A 22,733-nucleotide genomic window follows, 5' to 3' on the forward strand; every position below is an offset into this window, starting at 1 on the left:
ACGGGCCTTTGAACACTGGCCGACTACTTCCGCCGCTTGGGTGCTGATTTCTGGCCGCGCAGCTTCACTACGTACGCCAGCAAACCCAGACTGAAGGCGGCCAGGCCGGCGGCCAACAGGTCGCGGCTAGTGCGGGCGGCTACTGCTTCGTCGGCGGTGGCTTGCAGGTCTACGAGCTTCTTCTGGCGCTGTTTGTCGCGGAGTTCCAGGTTGGTAATCTGGTTTTGCAGGTCGTAGAAACGTTGCTGGGTGCTGCTTTGGTCGGTGCGGGCCACGGTTACCTGCTGCTTCACCTGCTGGTTTTCCACTTGCACGGCGGCGGTGCGGCGCAGGGTTTCGGCCTGCACGGCGCGCACTATTTCGGTGTCTTTGCGGATGATGCCTTTCAGCGCGGTTACCACTTCCTCCAGGTCTTTCTTGCTGGGCTTGTTGCCGAACAGGCTGTTGCGCTGGGCGTTGGCAGCTTCGTATTGCCGCACCATTTCTTCCCGTTGCTGAATGAGCGGCGTTAGCGGGTCGGCGGGCGGAGCGGGCGTTTGGGCGTGGGCGGCGTAGGAGAGCAGGAAGAGGAAAGGCAGAATACGTTTCATATCTGCAAATATGCGCAAGGGTTTTTTAGCCCGCAGAGGGCGCTGAGGGTTGCGCAGAGGACGCAGAACGTTCTGTGTGAAACCAGACGTCAGCTTCAACCGCCCAGCGCGGGCACCGGCTTCCGGATTTCCTTGGGCTTGTGCCGGTAAAAGGCCAGAATCAGAATCGGCAGCAAGGTTAGTTCGGCCACTACGCCAAACAGCAGCGTGAGGCCGATGAGCAGACCCACGTAAAACGTGCCGTCAAACGACGAGAAGATCAGGGTGGAGAAGCCGCCCACCAGGATCAACGACGTGACAATGACCGCCTTGCCGGCCAGCAAATAGGTGTGGCGCACCGCCTTAAATAGGTTGGGCTCCTTGAGCAGCGTCAGCTTCAACTTGCTGATAAAGTGAATGGTATCATCGACGGCAATACCGAAAGCAATGGTAAAGATGATGCTGGTGCTCACCTTCATGCTTACGCCCGCCAGCCCCATCACGCCGGCCACAATCAGGATGGGCACTAGGTTTGGGATGAGTACGACCAGCGTCATGCGCAAGCTACGGAACAAGGCCAGCACGATGAGCGTCACCATCACAATATCGATGGTCATGCCGGTTATCATGTTGAGCGTCAGGTTCTCGTTGTTTTTGTCGATGAGGTTGGCCGAGCCAGTGAGGCGGGTTTGCAGGATGCTGGGGTCGATTTTTTCGCGTAGAAACGTGCGGAATTCGTCATTTAGCTTGTCGGCCCGGATGCTGCCCACGTCGGGCATGCGGCCCGTCAGGCGGCCTTCGGTGCCGTCGGGCAGCACCAAGGCCTTAAACTCCGGCTTCTTGCGGAATAGCCTGATTTTGCTGGTGATGCGCCGCAGTTCGGCCTCGGAATCGGGGAGGCGGTACTCGCTCAGTAGGCCGCCGTTCAAGGCCTTGCGCACCGACTTTACCAGCGTGACGGGGGAGGCCACGAAGTTGAGCCCAAACTCCTTAGTCAGGTAGGTTTCGATTTCCTCGATTTCGCGCAGCACCTCTAAGTCGTAGATACTGCGCCCGGCAGCCGGCTTCAAATCCAGCTCCACGGGCCGCACGCCCGCAAACTGCCGTTCGAAAAACTGGAAATCCAGCTTCACCGGGTCGTTCTTGGAAAGGTCGTCGAGCAGTGCGGAATTGATGCGGATGCGCGAGGCCGAGGCTACCGACCCAATCAGGAGCAACGCGCTGATGGCCACCACCCATTGCCGCCGCGCCAGCACTTTCCGGAACAACCCGCCCAGCACGCCGTCCCAGCTGTGGCCGGTTTCGCGCGGCACCCGCAGCTGCGGCTTGCGCAACAGCAGCAACATAGCCGGCAGCAGCGTGAAGCTGAGCGCAAATGTGAGCAGCACCGAAATGCCCGTAAACAGCCCGAAGTTGTAAATCGGGCGGATGGTGCTGGTCATCAGCGTGAAGAAGCCGATGCTAGTAGTAAGCGCCGACAGCCCCGACCCGAACCCCGACTCCTTAAGGGCAATCCACAACGAATCCTTTTTGCTGGCCCCATAGCCCAGCTCGGTTACGTAGCGCGTGATGATGTGAATGGTGTCCGACATGCCCACCACGAACAGCATCACCGGCAGCAAAGCCGTCATCAAATCAATGCTGACGCCGCAGGCACTCATTAGCCCCAGGCCCCACAGAATGGCGCCCAGCACCACCACCAGCGGCAATACCACGCCCCACCACGTCCGGAACGTGAGCCACAGCAGCCCCGTCACGAGCACCACTGACAGGCTCATAAACACCATCAACTCCATTTGCAGCCGGTCCACGAACACCGACTGGGCCACCATTTTGCCGGCCATGTGGTACTCGCTTTCCGGAAAGTTCTGCCGGGCTAGCTCAGTGCGCACCGCCGCCAGCAGTGAGTCGCCGGGCGGTTTGCTGAGGTTGGGCGAGGTCTGGAACAGGATGGTGACAGCCCGCGCATCCTTGGAAATCAGGTTGCCTACTAGGCCCGGCGTGCGATACACAAGCGCCGAGTCCTGGGCACGGCGGCTGGGTTCTTGGGGCCGCAGATACGGGATGTTGAACACCCCCAGGCCTTCCACCACCGGGTTGCTGGCCGTAGTGGGGGAGGATACCTGCGTGACGTGCCGCCGCCGCTGGATAAAGCGGGTCAGCGAATCGACGCGAATCAGGAAGCTGGGCTCGAACACGGTTTGGCCGGCCGGGGCTTCAATGCCCAGCAGCACGTAGTCGTTGTCGTTGCCGAAGCGGGTGGAGTACTGCTGATAGTAGTCCAGGTCCGGGTCGCCGGCGGGGTAGAAGTCGTTGAAATTGTAGTTGAACCGCAGCTGCGCCACGAAAAACAACGCTAGCCCCGACACCAAGGCCAAGGCGAGCAACACACTGTAACTGAGTTTGCGAAGCGGCATAGAAAGTACTACCAAGCTCCAGCTTGGCGCAGCGTTGCACGAGCAGAAGCGCACCGTGGCAACAAAGAACGTGCATGAGGGCGCGAAGCTGGAGCTTCGTGCTATTTTACTATCTTAGAGCCAGCAGGTGGCCTACGCAAGCCAACCGTTGCTTTCCTCGTTTTGTTTCCTTGTTTCAACTTCCAATTCATGAAAAACGCTCTGCTCGCTCTCGCCCTGTTCGCCTTCGTTGGTACCGCTTCTGCCCACGGCGACAAAGACGCCAAGAAAGGCAAAAAAGGCTCCGCTAAAATGGAGTGCTCGGAAGCTCAGAAAACCGCTATGGGCAGCTCGTGCTGCATGAAGAAAGGCGCCAAAACTGCCGCCGTTACGCCAGCCCCCGCTGCCGCTCCGGCCGTGAAGTCGCTGTAGAAAGCACTTTGTTCTTAGCTAGAAAACTCAAAAAACGCACAAATCTTCATTTGAAGGTTTGTGCGTTTTGCTTTTATCCCCAATACCCGATATGAAAATATTCCTCCTTTCACTAGCCTCCTTGTGCTGTGCTTCTGCGGCAAACGCGTGTAGCTGTGCTACAACAACTATTCAGGAGAATTTTAAGAAGGCGGATTATGTGGTGAAAGGCCAGGTAGTCTCTCTAGCTGATACAGTGCAGATGGATTTATACAGCAATCCTGTTCGACCACCTTTCAGATATGGTTACATCCCACATCTGCGGGTGGAAAAAGTGCTCAAAGGCCGAATCAAACGAGGCAAAACAATTCGTGTAGCTTCCTATAGTTCAATGTGTGATTTTTATTTTGGTCTTGGATTGTCGTACGTCGTTTTCCTCTTCAAAGACAGTAAGGCGGGATTCACAACTTCGGTATGCGTGCTGAATTTTTTGCAAACCGATAAAGAATCTCTGGCAGTAATTGAAGGGCTAAGTCGAAAGTAAACGTATAAACGAAAGTAGCTTCATATGGCAGTTAACTCTATCGCTGAATAGCAGTAGAGTTAGCTGCCATAGAAAATACGATACCAGAGGGGTAACCGGACGCAATAGTATGGTTCAGCAAACCCAATTCACTGTTACAGCAATTACGGTTTGAGCCAACTGCTGGTGTAACAACAGAAGAATTGAAAATGAGCTATAAGTACCAGTAAGCTGCTACCACATAAAACGCTAAAATACTGGACAAATCCGCTGAAAGTTTGTTGTAATGGAATGTCTGGCAGGCCTAAGCTGCCGGAGCCTTCCCTAAAACCACCAGCAACCTATGAGCCACGAGCCTTCGCCCTTAGAGCACTTATCAGCCGCCGACATCGACCGGATTATGGAAATGGGGTGGGAAGACCGCACGCCGTTCGAGGCCATTGAAGCACAGTTTGGCTTGGCCGAAAAAGACGTCATTGCCCTGATGCGGCGGGAAATGAAGCTTACTTCATTCCAGATGTGGCGCAAGCGCATGACCGGCCGCGCCACCAAGCACCGCGCCCTGCAAGCCGAGGAACCTCGTCATTTCAAATCCAACCAGCAAAGAAGTATTTCGCTGAATAAAATCAGCAAGCGGTAAGCTACAGCCCGGTCATTACGGGTGCTACTGAGTTGCACAACAAGAAAAGCCGCTCCATCAGAGCGGCTTTTTCTATTTTGACGGCTGCTTTAAGTCTGCGCTACTTCGCCGCAAACGGAAGCTTACGCTACATAATACTGCTATGGTGTGTTTAGTGCAGTTCGTGTTAACCTTACTTTGGCAGAGTTTGCGGCGTCAATTAAAAGCCATATGTTCTCATTTTTCAAACGATTCAAGTCTATTCCCTTCTCCACAAGCCTTAAAAGTATTATTAGCGAGAGCCGACTAGAAGCAATACGATTGCAGAACGATTATATTGATGTAGGACATTTTATGCTGGCGATTCTAACAGTTCCTGATAGCTCGGCAGCAGTGGCATTAAACCAATTGTTAGTGAGTCCGATGCTTTTCCAACAGCGCCTAGAAACCACGCTCGCTGGAAACCGAATTAATCCCAGTCAGCCACCGCCTACTGGTAGTATACCTCTGACTCTTGAGCTGGAAGAATCATTCGGAAGGATGGGGCGTGTAGCAAGAGAACTGAATGCAGTAGAACTGGAGGCTATTCACACTTTAATGCCTCTGCTCGTTAACCCTAACAGCAGTGGAGCACGAGTGTGTGCTGAATTCGGGTTAACCTTCAATGTATTGTTAAACTATTTAGCTAAAAGTTCACCTACCACACTAGCAAGAGGGAATTAGCAAACTATTGCGCCTGCTGGAGTTTCTCTATTTTTGAAGCCACATTCCATCTTGCTTCCCTCATGCGCCAATACCTCGACCTCCTTCAGCATATTTTCGACCACGGAACCCAGAAAACCGACCGCACCGGCACCGGTACACTCTCAGTGTTCGGCTACCAGATGCGTTTCAACCTGCAAGAGGGATTTCCGCTGGTAACCACCAAGAAAACCCACCTGAAAAGCATCATCCACGAGCTGCTCTGGTTCCTGAAAGGCGACACCAACAACAACTCCCTGGAAGAAGTGGGTGTGAAAATCTGGCGGGAATGGGCTGATGACGATGGCAGCCTCGGCCCCATCTACGGCCAGCAGTGGCGTAGCTGGCAAGCCCCCGACGGCCAGAGCATCGACCAGATAGCCGAAATGGTGCGCCTGCTCCAAACCCAGCCCAATTCGCGCCGCATGGTGGTATCGGCCTGGAACGTGGCCGACCTGCCGGCCATGCGCCTCACACCTTGCCACGCTTTATTTCAGTTCTATGTGGCTGAGGGACGGCTGAGCTGCCAACTGTATCAGCGCTCCGCCGACGTGTTTCTGGGTGTGCCGTTCAACATTGCCAGCTATGCCCTGCTTACCCTTATGATGGCCCAAGTAACCGGTCTGCAACCCGGCGAGTTCATCTGGACCGGCGGCGACACTCACCTATACAGCAATCACTTAGAGCAGGCACGGCTTCAGCTCACACGCGAACCGCGCCCGTTGCCCCAGATGCATCTGAACCCCGACGTGAAAGATATTTTCGGATTTCAGATCGAGGATTTTCAGTTAACTAACTACGAGCCGTGGCCAGCCATTAAAGCACCGGTAGCGGTATAGGAAGGGCGATATATTTATATTCAAATAGCCTACCTTATTTATCTGGTGGGCTGTTTTTTGATCTTCGATGGTACAGCGAAAAACCTCACTGGCAGGCGATTATATAAAATCGCTATTCTTGTTATAATTAAATTGTAGTGTAAAAATCCAAATGTAACTATTGCTACGTAGCTTAGGGCATGAATTACGCTATTGCTACCACGCCTGCCAGTCCGCTCTCACGCCGGGATAGAGCTTGGATTGCCCTCTATTCCCTTGATAATCGTCATTATAACCGCAACTATAACCATGCGTATGTGTTGTGGGCAAACAACGTAACCCAACAGGATTTAGCAGAATTCGAGGACAGCTGGTTGAAATTGCGCTGCCGGCCTACGGAGCAGTAGTGTCGATTTAGCTAGGATGAGCTTCCCATTGCCGGAGCTGCATCAGAAGCGCGTGCTCGGATGCAAGCGTTACGGCTCCTAGTTGTTGTACCACTCGAATACCGGCCACGTTAGCTGTAAATACCATTTCTGCGGCTTCTAGCACCGCCGGTTGCGCCAGTACCTCCGCAACTGGTACGTGGTGCTGCTGGGCAATAGCCAATAGGTGAGCCCGCCGCACCCCTGCTACGCAGCCAGTTTCGAGTGGCGAGGTATAGAGTTGGTTCTTACTAATCCAAAATACGGCCGCGGCTACGCTTTCCGCTACGTGGCCCGCGGCATCAAGTAGTAGTAGCTCGTCGAGGCGGCGTTGGGTCCGCTCACGCGCGGCTAGCACGTAGGTAAGGCTGTTTGGGCCTTTGCAGCCGGATACCGGTGAAAAGTGCGTCCGTACGGTTTCGGCAAACCCTGCCGTTAGTGCTGGCGCGTTATTAGGGTGGAATGAGCGGCTAGTTGCCAGCCAATTGCAGGCAGTGGTTTCTGGCGTGTACAGGCCGCCGCCGCCGCGCCAGACTTGAAGCCGCAGGCGGTATGCGGGATTAGCTTGTGGCAGGATGTTTTCCGCTACTAGCTTACCTAACGTTTGGGTTAGGTGGCTGGCAGATGCCAGTTCCGGCGGCAACTCCAGCCCCAATACATCGGCAGCCCGCTGCATCCGGGCCAGATGGTGGGGCAAGTAGCGGATGGTATCCTCGGCCCACACCAGTGTTTCAAAAAAACCGTCGTTGAAAAATAGGCCCCGGTTCGGCAGTGTCAGCGCAAAATCTTCTTCAAAAAGCAACTGGCCGTTGTAAAGGAGCATGCGTTGAGGGCTGCGGATGAGGAATGGATACGGTTGGCGGTTCGGGTACCTACAACAGCCACAAACCGGCAACTGTTCATCTATGCCGCTTACACCTGCCGGGAGATATGCCTTATACTAGGCTGAACCGTTTGCCGGGTAATGCCTTTACTACGTTTCGGAACTCCAGCCCTAATAGGAGGGACGCTATTTGATGCATGGGGACCTGCGTTTTCCAAGCCAGGTTGTCGATGTGCTCCTCTTTAGTGGCTTGCATCACTTCAATTACGCTGAACTCGGCGGGCGTAAAATCAGCGGGGTCGTAGGTGGTAGGGCCTTTGAACTTGCCATTGAGGTGTAGCGCGGCATCCCAGTTCAGCAGCTGCTCCAGGTCTTGAGGCTCGGAGTACAGCGCGGCGCGGTTGGCCTTAATTAGCTCGTGGCAGCCCTCGGAAGCCGCCGAGCCCAGCGGGCCGGGCACGGCCAGCACGTCCCGGTCGTAGCCCAGGGCCAGGTCGGCGGTGATGAGCGCGCCGCCTTTCCGGGCCGCTTCCACTACCACCGTGCCGTCGGAAAGGCCAGCAATGATGCGGTTACGCGAGGGGAAGTTGTACTTGTCGGGCTGGGTGCCGAAGGGAAATTCGGTGAGCAAACCGCCTTGGGTGAGCATCTTCTCGGCGGTTTTGCGGTGTACTGCCGGGTAGAGTACATCCAGACCCGTGGCCATAACGCCGACGGTTTCCAGCCCTTCCTGCAAAGCGGCCCGGTGGGCTGCAATGTCGATACCGTAGGCCAAGCCGCTTACTATCAACGGGCGGTGTTGCACCAGCCCTTGTACCAGCCGCTCGGTTTGCTCCCGGCCATAGTCGGTGGCTTTGCGAGTGCCCACTATGGCCAGGGTTTTGGGCTGGTTGAGGTCGGCGGTGCCTTGGTAATACAGTAGGGCGGGTGCGTCGGCAATCTGCTTGAGGCGCGTCGGGAATTGCTTGCTGGTGTAGAATAGCACCTGCACACCATCTTTTTCCGCTTTCCGCACGATGCTCTCGGCCTGATTCAACGCGGTAGTGCGGTCGGCGCCGGTCAGTACGGCTACCGTGGCCGGACCCACGCCCGGTACCTTGCGCAGCTTGCCCGGCGGCAGGTGTAGCACGTTCTTGGCCGAGCCGCCGTAGCTCATCAGCTGCCGCGTCATTTGCGGGCCGATGTTGGGGAATAGGGTAAGCGCGACTTCGTAAAGCAGAGTGTCTGTATCGTTCATATAGCGGATCTCACCCCTGACTCCCTGGCCGAAAGAGAGGTTAGTAACTAATTGGGTTAAGAGGCAGGAGATAATAAGTTGATAATAGGGCTAATTTCCTCCGCCTTTTGGCGAGGGGGCTAGGGGGTGCGCTTCCTCCGCTTTACCAATTGTGTCCAACTCTTTCTTCATGGTTACCAAGAACTTGCGGACTTTTTCCAGGCTCTGAATTACGTCGATTTTCTCCTTGAGCTGTGGGCCTTTTTGCCGAATCATTTCGCGGGCGCCGGGAATGGTGTAGCCGCGTTCCTTTACCAAGTGATAGATGGTGCGGAAGATGTCGATGTCCTGGGGGGTGTAGAGGCGGTTGCCTTTCTTGCTTTTGCGCGGCCGGAGCTCCTCGAACTCGGTTTCCCAGAAGCGAATCAGCGACGGCGCCACGTTGAACTGCGCGGCCACTTCGCCAATGGTGAAGTACTGCTTCTCGATGTCGCGCTCTTTATAAGGCATGGGGTAGGCGGTAGCGAAGGGTTTGCTTCGTGCGTTGTTTGGATGATAATCAGCGTTTCGCTTTCCAAGTTAGGCCGGCTACCTTTGCCACCAGCGCTATTAACTTTAATTGCGAAAAGTAGCCAAAATACCGGCCGCCGCAAAGTTACGGCGGCTATGTTCCATCGAAGCCAACCACCAGCCAAGCTAGAGCTTGGTGCCAGACCCTATGTCACTGCCCACCGCCAGCCACGTCCGCCAGCAATTCCTGGATTTCTTTGCTTCTAAAGGCCACCACATCGTGCCCTCGGCCCCGATTGTAGTGAAGGACGACCCGACGCTGCTGTTCATCAACTCGGGCATGGCCCCGTTCAAAGACTACTTCCTCGGCAACAAGCCCGCGCCATTCAAGCGCATTGCCGACACCCAGAAATGCCTGCGCGTGTCGGGTAAGCACAACGACCTGGAAGAGGTAGGCTACGACACCTACCACCACACCATGTTCGAGATGCTCGGCAACTGGTCGTTCGGCGACTACTTCAAGAAGGACGCCATTGCCTGGGCCTGGGAATTGCTCACCGACGTATTCAAGCTGCCCAAAGACCGGCTCTACGTCACCTACTTCGAGGGCGACAAAGGCGACGGCCTGGGCCCCGATACCGAAACGCAGGACCTGTGGCGCCAGTACGTAGCCGAGGAGCGCATTCTGCCCGGCAACAAGAAGGATAACTTCTGGGAGATGGGCGATACTGGTCCGTGTGGTCCGTGCACTGAAATTCACATTGACCTGCGCGACGAGGCCGAAGTTGCCGCCAAGTCGGGCCGAGAACTGGTGAATGCCGACCACCCGCAAGTGGTGGAAATTTGGAATAACGTATTCATGGAGTTCGAGCGTCGCGCCGATAAGTCGCTGCTGAAACTGCCGCAGCAGAACGTCGATACGGGCATGGGTTTCGAGCGGTTGATGATGGCCGTGTCGGGCGTGAAGTCCAACTATGACACTGACGTGTTCCAGCCGCTTATCCAGTTCATTGCCAAGGAAGTAGGCCTGGAATACCACGGTACTTCGCCGGCCACGGTGAATGATCAGCCCGCTACCGAGAACGAGAAAACCGACATTGCCATCCGGGTTATTGCCGACCACATCCGCACTATCAGTTTCACCATTGCCGACGGCCAGCTACCGAGCAACGTGAAGGCTGGCTACGTTATCCGCCGCATCCTGCGCCGGGCAGTGCGGTATGCCTTCTCTTCGCTGAATCAGAAGCAGCCGTTCTTATATAAGTTGGTGCCGGTGCTGGCCGACCAGATGCGCAACATCTTTCCCGAACTGAAAGCACAGCAGCAGTTTGTGCAGCGCGTGATTGAGGAAGAGGAAATTGCCTTCCTGAAAACGCTGGAAACCGGTTTGCGTCGCCTTGATGCTCTCGAAGACGCTGCCAAGGCCAACGGCAACCGCATCGACGGCAAAACTGCCTTCGAACTCTCCGATACCTTCGGTTTCCCGCTGGACCTTACCGCCCTCATTGCTCGTGAAAAAGGTTTAACTGTGGATGAGGAAGGCTTCAAAAAGGAGTTGGAAGCCCAGAAAAGCCGCAGCCGCAACGCCCAGGAAGCCGAGCAAAGCGACTGGACCATTGTGAAGGAATCGGAGGAGCAGCCGGCTTTCGTGGGCTACGACCAGGACGAGGCCCCGGCCCGCATCCTGCGTTACCGCCGCACCGACCGCAAAGGCAAAACCGAGTACCAGGTAGTGCTCGACCAAACGCCGTTCTACGCCGAGCAAGGCGGCCAGATTGGTGACACCGGCTATTTGGAGTCGCCGCTGAGCAAGGTGCGCGTGCTGGACACCAAGAAGGAAAACGACCTGATTGTGCACACGCTGCTGGAGCTGCCGCAGGATTTAGATGCCGAGTTTACGGCCCGCTACGACCACGCCCGCCGCGCCCAAATCCAGCGCAACCACACGGCTACCCACCTGCTGCAAGCCGCCCTCCGCGACGTAGTAGGCGCCCACGTGGCTCAGAAAGGCTCGTTGGTGAACGAGAAGCTGCTCCGCTTCGACTTCTCGCACTTCACCAAAGTAACCGACGACCAGCTGCGGCAGGTGGAAACCATCGTGAACGAGAAGATCCGCCAGCAAATTCCGCTCGATGAGCGCCGCAACGTGCCAATTGCCGACGCCAAAAACCTCGGTGCTACCGCGCTGTTTGGTGAGAAGTACGGCGAGTTCGTGCGCGTCATCACCTTCGACCGCAACTTCTCGGTGGAACTGTGCGGCGGCACCCACGTGCGCACCACCGGCGACATCGGCTACTTCCGCATCACGGCCGAAAGCGCCGTGGGCGCCGGCGTGCGCCGCATCGAGGCCGTAACCGCCGAGGCTGCCGAAAGCTACGTGAATCAGCAACTCGACCTCTTAGCTCAGGTGCGCGAGGCTCTCGGCAACCCCCAGCAGCTGCTCACCAGCATCGAGAAGCTGAGCGAGGAAACCGCCGGCCTGCGCAAACAAATTGAGCAGTTCGCGCAGCAAAGCATCAACCAGCAGAAAGAACAGCTAGCAGGGCAAGTTAAACCGCTTGGTGGCGTGAATTTCCTAGCCGCACAGGTGCAGGTTACGTCGGCCGATGGCCTCAAAACTCTGGCCTTCAACCTGCGCCAGGCCGTGCCTAACCTCGTAGCCGTTCTCGGGGCCGAAATCGACGGTAAGCCGCAACTGGCCGTGATGCTCGACGACGAGCTGGCCAAAGCCGGCAAGTTCAACGCCAGCACGCTGGTCCGCGAACTGGCCAAGGAAATCCAAGGCGGTGGCGGCGGGCAGCCGTTCTTCGCCACGGCCGGCGGCAAGAACGTGGCCGGTTTAGGCGCGGCTATCAGCAAGGCCGAGGAACTGGTAATTAAGTCATTGTAAAACGATACCGCCAATAACCAAGAAGCCCGGCTGCATATGGCGCAGCCGGGCTTCTTGGTTACTAGCTGTATTTAGAAAAGTAGGTAAATAAACAAGGCACGTCATGCAGAGCACAGCGAAGCATCTCGCCTGCTGATGCTAGATTACTATTCTCGTGTCAGCAGGCGAGATGCTTCGCTGCGTTCTGCATGACCTATGCAGGTAAATTGAAGCTGCTTAAGTCTCGCGTAGCTAAAACCAAACTAAGGCGGTTCTAGCCAAATCTTAGGCCGCCGTTTTCTTGGCCGCAATGTAGTCGTTTACTACCTGCTCCAGCACATCTAGTGGTAAGGCACCATTCTTCAAAACGACGTCGTGGAAATCACGAAGGTCGAATTTTGTTCCCAATGCCTGCTGGGCCTGCTCACGTAGCGCCAGGATCTTGAGCATGCCCACTTTGTAGGCGCAGGCCTGGCCGGGCATGATAACGTAGCGCTCCACCTCGGCCTCTACGTCGGACTGGGCCATGCCCGTCGTGCGGCGCAGGTAGTTGATGGCCTGCTCGCGGGTCCAGCGCTGGTCGTGTATCCCAGTATCTACCACTAAGCGGGCAGCCCGAAACAACTCGGCCCGTAGGCGTCCTAGGTTATCATACGGGTCCTTTTCGAAGCCAAGCTCCGAGGCCACGCGCTCGGCGTACAAGGCCCAGCCCTCCGTGTAAGCGGTGAAAGGTACTACGGAACGAAAGGTGGGCAAGCCCTTCAACTCTTGCTGAATGCCAATCTGGAAATGGTGGCCCGGAATACCTTCGTGGTACGCTAGGGTGCGCATGCCAAATTTGGGCGTGGCCTTCACGTCGTAGAGGCTGGCATAAAATACACCCGGCCGCGAGCCGTCGAGCGCCCCTCGTTCGTAGTACGCGCCGGCCGACGTTTTCTCCTTGAATACCGGCACGCGGCGCACCTCAAGCTGGGCTTTGGGTTGAATACGAAACGCGCTGCTCAGGTCCCGGCCTACTTCGGTCAGGATGCGTTGGTAGTCACCGAGAATCTGGGTGCGGCCACTGTCGGTGTCTGGGTACATAAACCGGGTTTCTTCGCCCAGCCGCGCCATGGTGGGGCCCACGCTGTCGGCGCCGGCCACTCGTTCGGCTTGCAGAATGGTGCGCATTTCGGCGGTGATACGGGCCACTTCGCGCAGACCCAGCGCATGAATTTCAGCGGCACTGAGATTGGTTGTGGTATAACTCCGCAGGCAATGGGCGTAGTAGGCTTTGCCATTCGGAAACTTCCACACGCCCGCGTCGTTGGTCGAGCGCGGGCGCAGGGCCGTGAAGTAGGTTATCAGCTGGTTGTAAGCCGGGTATACATTGCGTTGAATCTGCCGTTTGGTTTCGGCCAGCACCTCGGCTTGAGCGGCTGGGTCGAGGTCTTTCGCTTTTTTCAGCTTCTCAGCCAGGGAGGTGTACAGAATACTCTGCTCGGGCTGCTGCGCCACGAAGGCCGACATTCCGGCCAATACCTTGTCAATTATGAATGTAGGCGGTACTATGCCCTGCTGCTCCCGGATTTTCAACCCTTCCAGCACTTGCTCAAACTTAATGCGCACGGCCGCCAGCCGCTCGTTGTAGTAGTCGGCGTCGCGGCGGTTGTGCACCTGGTGCACGTTGGCCATAAAGTTTGGAAACTCATTTTGTACCCCGAACAGCTGGTTGACGGGGTAATTGTGGTGGCGAAAAGCTTCGCCGGCGGCTGCGTTGGCCATATACCAATCGAGCACCTGATAGTTGAGGCGGTCCTGGCCCCGCATACCCGTGGTGTCGTAGCTGTGCAGCGTGGCCTGCGTTTCGCGCAGAAATTGATATTGCCGGCTGTCCTCTGCTTCCGATACGTCGTTTAGCTTGCGGTTATGGCCCTGCATGCCTATCCCTTCCACCAGCCGCAGCTGGGAAAGCATCTCTGGCGAGTCGAACGCAAATTTCACAAATACCTTCTCGTAGAACGCCCGAATGAAGAAGGGCTTAAACCAAATAGTATTGACAGCCAATACCGCTACTACCAGTAGCAGAACTGCCAGCGAGCGAAGGATAATTTTTTTCATGTAATAGATGAAAGAGGGCCTGATTCAAAATATATGATATTTAATATTTATATTTTATAATTACTGTAGTGCATATGAACTGATATTTCTCATTGCCGACTAGCAGCGAGCATACGGCTGGGGTGTTAGGAGGCGTTAGTAAAGCAGGGAGCAAGTGAGCCAGATGCTGGCACCGCATTGCTATACTACCGAACCTAAACCGAGCCGGGCATCAAGCTTTGATAAGAAAGTATCTGTTGTATAGTATGTGGAGGGGTGGGCTGTTTATTGCTATACTACAGTTCTCTATAGCAGCTTACTTAACATGAATAATACAGTAGAATTAAAGCAGCAACTAGATCAGCAGTTGCAACAATTGCTAGTACAGAAAACCATGTTGCGGGTCGTGCCAGGCGAGAGGCCTCCCATTTCTTCGCAATTGATGTCGCACATCGGTGGCGACCCATACTTCGAGGTAGGTGAGGAGTGGCCGGTGAATCCTGACACCAGACAGCCTTTGGAGCTTATCTTTCAACTGGTAAGTGAAAGCAACAGCATATGGCCTTTCCCCGCGCAGGTAGTGCAATTCTATCACAACTACTATGAAGGGAACCTGCCTTTCGATGAAAGTGAGCCTAAAGAGTATAGCATTAAAATATACCCCGCAGTGCAGCCCGAAAAACAGGTGCTGTTACCGCGCCCCGCAGCCCTGCCTTCTATTGGTTTCAGCTACATAGAACTGCATTCGGAGCCTGCTTTACCTGATGATGACGAATTAGAATACATCAGTTCGAAAACGTTGGCCATATGTCGCCAACTGGCACCAGAAAAGTGGCAGTCAGTTTATAACGAGGCGGTAGAAGCGCTTATTGGGGAGCAGAACTTAGGCTCTTGGGTGGGAGGCTATGCGCACTTGTTGCAGGATGCTTACCCAACCGGAGAATTTCTGATGCAATTTGATAGCACAGAAGACTTCATGTGGGGTGATTCTGGACTGCTTTACTTTTTCTATGACCCTGAGGAAGCAACTAGCATTTCGTTTCAACTTCAGTGCATGTAAACAATTGCGAATTCACAAGGCACTTTTACTGGTGACCTGCACACCTAGAAAAACTCAGCCTCTACCTTTACTGCCAGATACGCTAGCAATACTCCTTTATTTCGTGAAAAAGTACTTATTCCTGCTTGCTTTGGCTGTGGTCGGCTACAGCGCTTCCGCGCAGCAACTACCCGCAAAAGAAATTCAGTATTTCGATAAACAACATAAGGCACTACCGTCTGCCGAAGGCGCCGACTATCGGGCAGAAATTGAGTATGAGGATAGCGTGGGCGGTCTGAGGCGAGTGTTTTACCCGAGCGGGGCAAAACGATCCGTAACCCCCTTCGAGCATTTCAAGCAAGGAAAAGTAAACGGAACGGCCGAAGGTTGGTATGAGAACGGCCAGCTAGAGTGGCGGTACACGAGCGTGCACGATAAGCGCGAAGGCGAAGCGGTGATGTATCACCCGGATGGGGCGTTGAAGTCGCGGCGGCAATACGTAGCAGGCAAGCGCCAAGGCGAATGGGACCTGCGCTACCCCAATGGCCAGCGCAAGCGGCGTGAAGTGTACGTAAACGACGAGCGGATGGTAGGGGAGTGCTTCGACGAGAAGGGGCAAGCCATTGTGTTTTTCGAGTACGAGATGATGCCAACTTTCCCGGGCGGCCCGCAGGCTCTTTTACAATTCATTGGCAGCCATACCCGCTATCCTGGTAAAGCAATTCGGCAAGGAATTGAGGGCAAAGTGTTTGTGAGTTTCGTGGTGGACACGTTGGGGCAGGTAAGCAATGTGCGGGTTGCGAAAAGTATTCATTCCTTATTGGACGCAGAGGCTGCACGCGTGGTGCAAAACTTGCCTCGGTTTGAACCAGGTAAGCAGGATGGTCGGCCCGTAGTTGTGAGCTATACGGTGCCCATCGACTTCACTATCGGAAGGAATAAACCTTCCCAACTACCAAAACAGTAATAACGGCTGGTGCACGGTATAAATGTTGGGGCCGCACGATGCGTCTGCAACTTGAAAAAGTAACCGCTGGAACATTGACTTCGCCTTTTGTCGGTTGCGAGGGCCGGATAGTGCTTAACTTGCAGCCTAGTCAGCGCAATCAACCTAATCAGCGCTACTTAGCGATTCATGGACGAAAGCATCAAAGCCAAATACCAGCCCGTCATCGGCCTCGAAGTGCACGCGCAGCTGCTCACGCACAGCAAAATGTACTCCTCAGACGAAAATGAGTACGGCGCGCTGCCCAACAACAATTTGAGCGTCATTACCTTGGGCCACCCTGGTACGCTTCCCCGCGTGAACCGCACGGCCGTGGAATATGCCATCAAAATGGGGTTGGCCACCAACTGCCACATCCGCCGCGACAACCTGTTTGCGCGCAAAAACTACTTCTACCCCGACCTTCCGAAGGGCTACCAAATCACCCAGGACAAGACGCCCATCTGCTACGAAGGCCACGTAGAAGTACGCCTTTCCGACGGCTCGACCAAGCAGATTGGCGTGACGCGCATTCACATGGAGGAAGACGCGGGCAAGAGCATGCACTTGGCCGGCGAAGTGGAAACCCTCGTGGATTTGAACCGCGCGGGCGTGCCGCTGATTGAAATCGTGTCGGAGCCGGACATTCGGACTTCGGAGGAAGCCTACGCCTACCTCACCGAAATCAAGAAGCTGGTGGAGTACCTGGAAATCTGCGACGGCAACATGGAAGAAGGCTCGTTGCGTTGCGACGCCAACGTGTCGGTGATGCTGCACGGGGCCGCACAGTTCGGTACCAAGGTGGAGGTCAAGAACATGAACTCGTTCCGAAACGTGCAGCGCGCCATTGAGTACGAAATCGAACGGCAGATTGAAATGCTGGAGCGCGGCGAGGTTATCGACAGCGAAACTCGTGGCTTTGACGCTACCACCGGTACTACCGGCGGCCAGCGCAGCAAGGAAACCATGAACGACTACCGCTACTTCCCGGAGCCCGATTTGCCCCCGGTAATCATTGATGATGCTTGGCTGCACCGGGTGCAGGCCGAATTGCCCGCCTTGCCGCAGCAACTCTACGCCCGCTTCACCGGCGAGCTGGGCCTCTCAGATTATGACGCCTCGGTGCTGACCGTGGAGAAGGATGTGGCGTTGTTCTTCGATGAGCTGACCCGCCTCACCCCGAATGCCAAAGCTGCCGCCAACTGGGTGCAAGGCGCCGTGAAGTCGTTCCTGAACGAGCGCGCCATCACAATGGCCGATTTTCCGCTGACCGCCCAACACCTAGCCGACATCATCCAGCTGATTGACGACAATAAAATCAGCCACTCGGTAGCCAGCAAGCAGCTCTTCCCGTACCTGCTCGATAACCCCGCGCAAACCGCCGCCGCCGCGGCCGAAGCCCAAGGCCTATTGCAGCAGTCAGACAGCGGGGCCCTGGAAGCCATGATTCAGCAGGTGCTGGACGCCAACCCCGCCAAAGTAGCCGAGTACCGCGCCGGCAAAAAGTCGCTCACCGGCATGTTCATGGGTGAGTTGATGAAGCTGACCGGGGGCAAGGCCGACCCAAAAATGGCCAACCAACTGCTACGCCAGAAACTGGAGCAGGCCTAATCACCGCATCCTCGGATGCAACCCCGAACCGTCCAATTGGTATCAATTGGACGGTTTCTGTTTTAATATGCCCCCAATGAAGATAGTTGTATTACGTACGTGGATTGCATTGCTGGCAGCCACCGCCTCCCTGCCAGTTACCGCCCAACAAGTACCCCGGCGCAAAGCCGTCGTTCGCTCAACCAAGCCCAACTATGAAGTGCGCGGGCAGCTCACCAATGCGCCCGCTGGTACGCGCGTGTACATCACTGATTTTGTTGCGGGAAAGCATGTGCCGCTGGATTCAGCCCTGACCGATGCCGACGGTCGTTTTCGGGTGCGGGGCGCCGTGGCTGGCCCGGTACTGCGCAACCTGCGGGTGCACGGCCGCGAGCAAGCGGCGGGGCTGGCCCTAACGCCCGGCAGCCACTTGCAGGTGCGCGGCGACGCCACCCAACTGTGGCGCACAGGGGAAGTAACCGGCTCAAAAGAAGTGGTAGCGCTTTCAGCCATGAACCGGGAGCATGCTCGTATTCTGAAGCGCGTGGACGAACTGGCCCAGCAACGCCAAGCCACCACCGACACGGTGGCCCTGCGCAAAATAGAGCAGGAGTGGAGCGCCAGCTTTGCCGCCATGACGGCCGCCTCCAAGCGCGTGGCCAGTACGTCGTCGTACGTTGCGCCTTTCGTGGCGGCTTCCTTTCTGAGCGGTGGCAACGGTGACATTGCCTTCGTGGACTCGGCTACCACTCGTTACGCCCGGCAGTGGCCCACTTCGCCCTACACCAAGCAACTCTTACGGTACCAGGTTATGCGGCGGGCTACGGTGGTTGGGCAGGTGGCGCCTGCCATCCAGCTGCCCACGCCCGAAAGTCAGCTCCTAGCGCTTAGTAGCCTGCGTGGCAAGTATGTGCTTGTTGATTTTTGGGCCAGCTGGTGCAAACCGTGCCGCGAGGAAAATGCTTCACTGGTACGTTTGTATCGGCAGTATCAGCCGAAAGGATTCGAGGTGTACGGGGTTTCGGTGGATAGCAAGAAAGACGCCTGGACCACTGCCATCCAGCAAGATAAGCTGCCGTGGTCCCAGGTGTGGGACGTGCCCTCCGAAACCAGCGTAGCCAGCACCGTCTACGATATATATCAATACCCCACCTCTTTCCTGCTCGATCCGCAGGGGCGTATCATCGCCAAAGACCTGCGCGGGGCAGCCTTGGCACAAAAGCTAGCAGAACTGCTGCCGTAATCTGCACGGTATAGCCTTTTATAAATTGTCCGCTGTCCTCACGCTGCCCAAGCTAACGGGATAAATTGCCTTGTTAAAGCTGTAGCCGGCTGGGTGAAAAGGGGCGCTGGAACTAAGCGTAGCTGATTAGGTGTAGCACAACCGATAGGACGCAGGGGAAGTATTTTTGCATTCCCGCCGAAATCGGCAACTTGCATCCTCAAATCCCGACTTTAGCTAAACCAGTGTGCCGGCTTGGTGCTGGCCTCTTCGCCTGAGATGATACAGAAAATGAAAAGTGTAGTGTTGATTGGAGCTGTGCTAGGCATGGCCAACGCCTGCAATAAGTCCACGCCGCCCACCACCGGCACGGCTGCCAACGCGGGCACCGGTTACCAGGTAACCGGCCAGCTCACCAATGCGCCGGCTGGCACCAAGGTGTATCTCGCCGAGCTGGGTGATACCCAGTTTATCTCGCGCGATACCGCCACCGTGGACGACAAAGGCCAGTTCAAATTCACCGGTACGGTGCCCGAAGCGGGACTGTATCAGGTGAAAACCAACGACCAAAACCAAGTGCTGGTGGCTCTGGCCAATGGTAGCAGCCTGGCCCTGACCGGCGATGCGCAGAAACTAGCGGAAAGCTACACCGTGAAAGGCTCGCCTGATTCTGAGATGCTGCAACAGCTCAACCGCACCATGTCGCAGTCAAAGATGCAGATGGGCCGCTTGGAGCAGCGTTACAATCAGAACGCCCAAGCCAACCGCACTGATTCGATGCAGGTGATTGAAAAGAAATTCTACGCCTTACAGGCCATCGGCACTGAAAGCATCAAAACGATGGTGCGCCAGAATCCGAAGTCGGTGGTGTCGAGCTTTGTGGTGGCCAACCTCATCAACCCCGACGAGCAATTTGCCTTTGCCGACTCGATGACGACGGTGTTCAAAACTGCACAGCCTGATTCGCGCTACACCAAAGCTCTGGTGGCCAAGCTGGAGCCGATGCGTTCCACCGCCGTGGGCGTGCAGGCCCCGGAAATCAACCTATCTGCTCCCGATGGTAAAGCCTTGCCGCTGAGCAGCCTACGTGGCAAGTACGTACTCATCGACTTCTGGGCTAGCTGGTGCGGCCCTTGCCGCCGCGAAAACCCGAACGTGGTGAAAGCCTACAATAAGTACAAAGGCAAGGGCTTCGAAATCTATGGCGTGAGCTTCGACCAGGACCGGGACAAGTGGCTGAAAGCCATCCAAGCCGACGGCCTCATTTGGAAGCACGTATCGGACCTGAAAGGTTGGGAAAGCGCCGCGGGCCAGACCTATAGCATCAAGTCCATCCCTGCGTCCATCCTGCTCGATCCTCAAGGCCGCATTATCGGTAAAAACCTGCGCGGCGAGGCCTTGGAGGCCAAACTGGCTTCGGTGATGAAGTAAAAAGGGGCAATAGTTGATTGCTGAATTATTCAAACAATTAGTAAATACAAAACGGCCCGCTTCCAAGGAGGCGGGCCGTTTCATGTTTAACGAAAGCTTAGTGTTGAGCAATTACCCAATCTAAAGAAACATCCGTTGCATGGAGTGCCAGAGTTGCTTTTTGCGGCCCGCGTCGTATTCCAACATCTTCACTTCACTGGCCCCGAGGAAGGCCGTGTCGCCGAAGAGGAGGACCGGCTCGTAGGGCTGAGTGGTGTATACGGCTACATCAAGTAAATTCTTGCCAAAGGCTAGGAACTGTTTAGCAGCCAGAGTTTTACGCAAAGTGCACAAAGCCACCGGAAACTTCTCGTGCTCCACGTTCACCAGGACCACATCCTCCATCACCAATCGGATGGCCTTGAGAATGTTGTTGAGGAATACGTTACGCGGCAACTTCCGGAACTCTTCGGGTGGCAAGCGTACCAATAGAATCAGGCCATTAGGGTTGCTGCCCAGCGTGGCATATGGAATATGCGCCACCGGCGACTGAGTGGGCGTAGGCTGCACTCGGCCTGGCTGCGACGCCGGAGCAGCTGGGGCGGCCGGCAGCTCGGCCAGGGTTGGTACCGCAAATAGCGGTCCGGCCGGCTCTGGTGTTGTGGCTGGTGCGGGGGCTGGCTGGGCAGGGGCTACCGGTGCTGGTGGCGAGCTAAGCGGCATGTTTGCCAAAGAAGGGAGTCGGGCGGGAGCTACGGGCACTGGCACCGGAGCCACGGCCGGCGTGGCCACAGGTACCGGAGCAGCCGCGGAGACGACCAGTGTCGGGGCGGGCGCAGGAGCCGTTACGGCTAGAGGCACCGGCGCCACGGCCGGCTCCGCTACCACGTATAACGACACGTCAGTATAAAAATTCTGAAAAAAAGCCAGGGATTCAGCAGTTGCCATAATGAGTAGCTGAGTAAGCAAGTGGGCCCGCACAGTGACCGAATTTCAAGTATTTCGACAACAAAAAGCAACTGAGCAGCAAAGCATACCAATTACTCAACTGCTAGGCGGCTCAATCACACTCTATTCAATGTCGAAGAACGCCTTTAGCTCGGTGGCGTCGGCAGGCTTCATGCGGCCCCCGAGTACCAGCCGGAGCTGCCGGCGGCGCAGAGCGCCCTCATAAAGCTGAATCTCCTCCGGTGTTTCCGGTACGGCTTCCGGCACGTCAATCGGGCGGCCCGACTGATCCACGGCCACAAAGGTGAAGAAGGCCTCGTTGGTTTTCATCTTGGTGCCGCTCGGAATGTCCTCGGCCCACACATCGATGTGCACTTCCATACTGGAGCTGAACGCCCGCGTCACCTGCGCCTGCAACGTTACCACATTGCCCAGCCGAATGGCATCCCGAAATGACACGTTATCCACGGAAGCCGTTACCACGATACGGTTGGAGTGCTTTTGGGCGGCAATGGCGGCGGCAATGTCCATGAGGTGCATCATGCGGCCTCCCATCAGGTTGTTGAGCGTGTTGGTGTCGTTGGGCAATACCAGCTCGGTCATTATCACGAACGAGTCTTTAACGGGCCTTTGTTTGCGCATCATGCGGGAAAATCTCGAAGAAAGTAAGAGTGCAAAGATAAGCTGTACGGGGGTAGCATTCTGTGTTCAGATGGTTGGTTGGCCGTTCAGCAATACTGCTGCGTGAGTGATTGGTGGCTTCTAGCTTGCCCAGCCGGCCCGGCCCAACAGCGGCACAAAGCGGAATTCCTCGAACTCCTCGCGGGTAAATTCCTCTTCGCTCACCCTGGTTACCCGTACCATGCGCTGCACCTGCGCGTCGCCCACCGGAATGACCAGGCAGCCGCCCACCCGTAGCTGCCGGAGCAGCGGGCGGGGCAGGGTTGGGGAGCCAGCCGTTACCAGTATCCGGTCGAATGGGGCGTGCTCAGGCAAGCCCAGCGAGCCATCCCCGCAGAACAGCTGCGCCGGGCGGTGCAGGTGTGCCAGCCGCCGCCGGGTGCGCTCGAACAGTACGGGCTGATATTCAATACTGTAGACGAGGGGCGTGAGTTCCAGTAGCACGCAGCACTGGTAGCCCGAGCCGGTTCCAATTTCCAAGACCCGGTGGTGCGATTCGGGCGCAAGCAGGGCCGTTTGGTAGGCCACAGTGTAGGGCTGCGAAATGGTTTGGCCCTCACCAATCGGGAAGGCCTTGTCCTGATAAGCGTGTGCTTGAAAAGCTGTTTCAAAGAAAGCATGGCGTGGTACGGCCAGCAGCGCCTCCAGCACCCGCTCGTCGCGGATGCCTTTGCGGCGAAGCTCTTCTACGAGGGTGCGGCGCTGGCCGCGGTGTCGGTAGGTGTCGGCGTGCATGCAGTAAAATCAGGTCCTCTGGTAAGGTCTTTGATGCAAACAAAGGAATAGTGCAGCTTTTCCTTGTTTCCGGTTTATTGCCCTACCTTTGGCCCGTTAAAAAACGGGCTGTTATGGCCTGCTA

Annotated in this window: 20 protein-coding genes; 11 read left to right on the top strand and 9 right to left on the bottom strand. The window is 56.1% G+C overall.

Translation table 11 applies throughout. The annotated features are described in order from the left end of the window. Positions 1-23: 23 nt before the first annotated feature. Entirely contained in the window at positions 24-590 is a 567-nt protein-coding gene (locus tag G536_RS0117825) for a hypothetical protein (RefSeq protein ID WP_022824964.1), read from the bottom strand. 95 nt (positions 591-685) lie between these two features. Further along, positions 686-2,986, bottom strand: coding sequence for an efflux RND transporter permease subunit (locus tag G536_RS0117830; protein WP_026880328.1), 2,301 nt, complete (start codon positions 2,984-2,986; stop codon positions 686-688). A 189-nt stretch (positions 2,987-3,175) separates the two neighbouring features. Here G536_RS0117830 and G536_RS0117835 point away from each other — a divergent pair, with 189 nt between their 5' ends. From G536_RS0117835 to G536_RS0117850, 5 genes are all read left to right on the top strand, one after another. Next, a complete protein-coding gene (locus G536_RS0117835; RefSeq protein WP_022824966.1) occupies positions 3,176-3,397 on the top strand; it encodes a hypothetical protein in 222 nt (73 codons plus the stop codon). 91 nt (positions 3,398-3,488) lie between these two features. Beyond that, entirely contained in the window at positions 3,489-3,920 is a 432-nt protein-coding gene (locus G536_RS0117840; RefSeq protein WP_022824967.1) for a hypothetical protein, read from the top strand. Positions 3,921-4,242: 322 nt separating this feature from the next. Next, on the top strand, positions 4,243-4,539 hold the full coding sequence (locus tag G536_RS0117845) for a TIGR03643 family protein (protein ID WP_022824968.1): 297 nt from the start codon (positions 4,243-4,245) through the stop codon (positions 4,537-4,539). 210 nt (positions 4,540-4,749) lie between these two features. After that, a complete protein-coding gene (locus tag G536_RS31590; protein ID WP_071837749.1) occupies positions 4,750-5,241 on the top strand; it encodes a Clp protease N-terminal domain-containing protein in 492 nt (163 codons plus the stop codon). Positions 5,242-5,303: 62 nt separating this feature from the next. Next, a complete protein-coding gene (locus G536_RS0117850) occupies positions 5,304-6,098 on the top strand; it encodes a thymidylate synthase (protein WP_022824969.1) in 795 nt (264 codons plus the stop codon). 393 nt (positions 6,099-6,491) lie between these two features. Here G536_RS0117850 and G536_RS28630 read toward each other — a convergent pair whose 3' ends face one another. The 3 genes from G536_RS28630 to G536_RS28635 form a co-directional block, all read right to left on the bottom strand. Then, positions 6,492-7,325, bottom strand: coding sequence for an aminotransferase class IV (locus G536_RS28630; RefSeq protein WP_022824970.1), 834 nt, complete (start codon positions 7,323-7,325; stop codon positions 6,492-6,494). 112 nt (positions 7,326-7,437) lie between these two features. Then, positions 7,438-8,562, bottom strand: coding sequence for a DNA-processing protein DprA (gene dprA / locus G536_RS0117860; protein ID WP_022824971.1), 1,125 nt, complete (start codon positions 8,560-8,562; stop codon positions 7,438-7,440). 90 nt (positions 8,563-8,652) lie between these two features. Continuing rightward, positions 8,653-9,051 carry a MerR family transcriptional regulator gene (locus G536_RS28635; RefSeq protein ID WP_022824972.1) on the bottom strand — a complete coding sequence of 133 codons (399 nt, stop codon included), beginning with the start codon at positions 9,049-9,051 and terminating at the stop codon, positions 8,653-8,655. A 208-nt stretch (positions 9,052-9,259) separates the two neighbouring features. Here G536_RS28635 and alaS point away from each other — a divergent pair, with 208 nt between their 5' ends. Then, entirely contained in the window at positions 9,260-11,941 is a 2,682-nt protein-coding gene (gene alaS, locus G536_RS0117870) for an alanine--tRNA ligase (protein ID WP_022824973.1), read from the top strand. 264 nt (positions 11,942-12,205) lie between these two features. Here alaS and G536_RS0117875 read toward each other — a convergent pair whose 3' ends face one another. Further along, positions 12,206-14,020: a DUF885 domain-containing protein gene (locus G536_RS0117875; protein WP_022824974.1), complete on the bottom strand. Its 1,815-nt coding sequence runs from the start codon at positions 14,018-14,020 to the stop codon at positions 12,206-12,208. Between the two features lie 304 nt (positions 14,021-14,324). Here G536_RS0117875 and G536_RS0117880 point away from each other — a divergent pair, with 304 nt between their 5' ends. The 5 genes from G536_RS0117880 to G536_RS0117900 all read left to right on the top strand — a co-directional run bounded on the left by G536_RS0117880 (position 14,325) and on the right by G536_RS0117900 (position 20,266). Beyond that, positions 14,325-15,059, top strand: coding sequence for a DUF1963 domain-containing protein (locus tag G536_RS0117880; RefSeq protein WP_022824975.1), 735 nt, complete (start codon positions 14,325-14,327; stop codon positions 15,057-15,059). A 103-nt stretch (positions 15,060-15,162) separates the two neighbouring features. Further along, positions 15,163-16,005 carry an energy transducer TonB gene (locus tag G536_RS31855; RefSeq protein WP_022824976.1) on the top strand — a complete coding sequence of 281 codons (843 nt, stop codon included), beginning with the start codon at positions 15,163-15,165 and terminating at the stop codon, positions 16,003-16,005. A gap of 168 nt (positions 16,006-16,173) precedes the next feature. Beyond that, entirely contained in the window at positions 16,174-17,634 is a 1,461-nt protein-coding gene (gene gatB, locus G536_RS0117890) for an Asp-tRNA(Asn)/Glu-tRNA(Gln) amidotransferase subunit GatB (protein WP_022824977.1), read from the top strand. Between the two features lie 76 nt (positions 17,635-17,710). Further along, the gene (locus G536_RS30885; RefSeq protein WP_169515126.1) at positions 17,711-18,856 is read left to right on the top strand and encodes a redoxin domain-containing protein; all 1,146 of its coding nucleotides are present in this window, start codon (positions 17,711-17,713) and stop codon (positions 18,854-18,856) included. A 258-nt stretch (positions 18,857-19,114) separates the two neighbouring features. Further along, positions 19,115-20,266 (top strand): TlpA disulfide reductase family protein, encoded by a 1,152-nt coding sequence (locus G536_RS0117900; RefSeq protein ID WP_157530738.1) that lies wholly within the window; start codon positions 19,115-19,117, stop codon positions 20,264-20,266. Between the two features lie 120 nt (positions 20,267-20,386). Here G536_RS0117900 and G536_RS30890 read toward each other — a convergent pair whose 3' ends face one another. The 3 genes from G536_RS30890 to G536_RS0117915 all read right to left on the bottom strand — a co-directional run bounded on the left by G536_RS30890 (position 20,387) and on the right by G536_RS0117915 (position 22,609). Next, complete coding sequence (locus tag G536_RS30890) at positions 20,387-21,193, bottom strand: hypothetical protein (protein ID WP_022824980.1); 807 nt, start codon at positions 21,191-21,193, stop codon at positions 20,387-20,389. A gap of 123 nt (positions 21,194-21,316) precedes the next feature. Then, complete coding sequence (locus G536_RS0117910; protein ID WP_026880331.1) at positions 21,317-21,835, bottom strand: acyl-CoA thioesterase; 519 nt, start codon at positions 21,833-21,835, stop codon at positions 21,317-21,319. 120 nt (positions 21,836-21,955) lie between these two features. After that, entirely contained in the window at positions 21,956-22,609 is a 654-nt protein-coding gene (locus G536_RS0117915; RefSeq protein ID WP_022824982.1) for a protein-L-isoaspartate(D-aspartate) O-methyltransferase, read from the bottom strand. Positions 22,610-22,733 lie beyond the last annotated feature (124 nt).

This window comes from Hymenobacter norwichensis DSM 15439 (genome assembly GCF_000420705.1).
Lineage (GTDB): Bacteria > Bacteroidota > Bacteroidia > Cytophagales > Hymenobacteraceae > Hymenobacter > Hymenobacter norwichensis.

Bases quoted from the DNA above. Each gene is read 5' to 3' on its own strand.
- G536_RS0117825 (WP_022824964.1), bottom strand. From the start codon at position 590: ATGAAACGTATTCTGCCTTTCCTCTTCCTGCTCTCCTACGCCGCCCAC.
- G536_RS0117830 (WP_026880328.1), bottom strand. From the start codon at position 2,986: ATGCCGCTTCGCAAACTCAGTTACAGTGTGTTGCTCGCCTTGGCCTTG.
- G536_RS0117835 (WP_022824966.1), top strand. From the start codon at position 3,176: ATGAAAAACGCTCTGCTCGCTCTCGCCCTGTTCGCCTTCGTTGGTACC.
- G536_RS0117840 (WP_022824967.1), top strand. From the start codon at position 3,489: ATGAAAATATTCCTCCTTTCACTAGCCTCCTTGTGCTGTGCTTCTGCG.
- G536_RS0117845 (WP_022824968.1), top strand. From the start codon at position 4,243: ATGAGCCACGAGCCTTCGCCCTTAGAGCACTTATCAGCCGCCGACATC.
- G536_RS31590 (WP_071837749.1), top strand. From the start codon at position 4,750: ATGTTCTCATTTTTCAAACGATTCAAGTCTATTCCCTTCTCCACAAGC.
- G536_RS0117850 (WP_022824969.1), top strand. From the start codon at position 5,304: ATGCGCCAATACCTCGACCTCCTTCAGCATATTTTCGACCACGGAACC.
- G536_RS28630 (WP_022824970.1), bottom strand. From the start codon at position 7,325: ATGCTCCTTTACAACGGCCAGTTGCTTTTTGAAGAAGATTTTGCGCTG.
- dprA (WP_022824971.1), bottom strand. From the start codon at position 8,562: ATGAACGATACAGACACTCTGCTTTACGAAGTCGCGCTTACCCTATTC.
- G536_RS28635 (WP_022824972.1), bottom strand. From the start codon at position 9,051: ATGCCTTATAAAGAGCGCGACATCGAGAAGCAGTACTTCACCATTGGC.
- alaS (WP_022824973.1), top strand. From the start codon at position 9,260: ATGTCACTGCCCACCGCCAGCCACGTCCGCCAGCAATTCCTGGATTTC.
- G536_RS0117875 (WP_022824974.1), bottom strand. From the start codon at position 14,020: ATGAAAAAAATTATCCTTCGCTCGCTGGCAGTTCTGCTACTGGTAGTA.
- G536_RS0117880 (WP_022824975.1), top strand. From the start codon at position 14,325: ATGAATAATACAGTAGAATTAAAGCAGCAACTAGATCAGCAGTTGCAA.
- gatB (WP_022824977.1), top strand. From the start codon at position 16,174: ATGGACGAAAGCATCAAAGCCAAATACCAGCCCGTCATCGGCCTCGAA.
- G536_RS30885 (WP_169515126.1), top strand. From the start codon at position 17,711: ATGAAGATAGTTGTATTACGTACGTGGATTGCATTGCTGGCAGCCACC.
- G536_RS0117900 (WP_157530738.1), top strand. From the start codon at position 19,115: ATGATACAGAAAATGAAAAGTGTAGTGTTGATTGGAGCTGTGCTAGGC.
- G536_RS30890 (WP_022824980.1), bottom strand. From the start codon at position 21,193: ATGGCAACTGCTGAATCCCTGGCTTTTTTTCAGAATTTTTATACTGAC.
- G536_RS0117910 (WP_026880331.1), bottom strand. From the start codon at position 21,835: ATGCGCAAACAAAGGCCCGTTAAAGACTCGTTCGTGATAATGACCGAG.
- G536_RS0117915 (WP_022824982.1), bottom strand. From the start codon at position 22,609: ATGCACGCCGACACCTACCGACACCGCGGCCAGCGCCGCACCCTCGTA.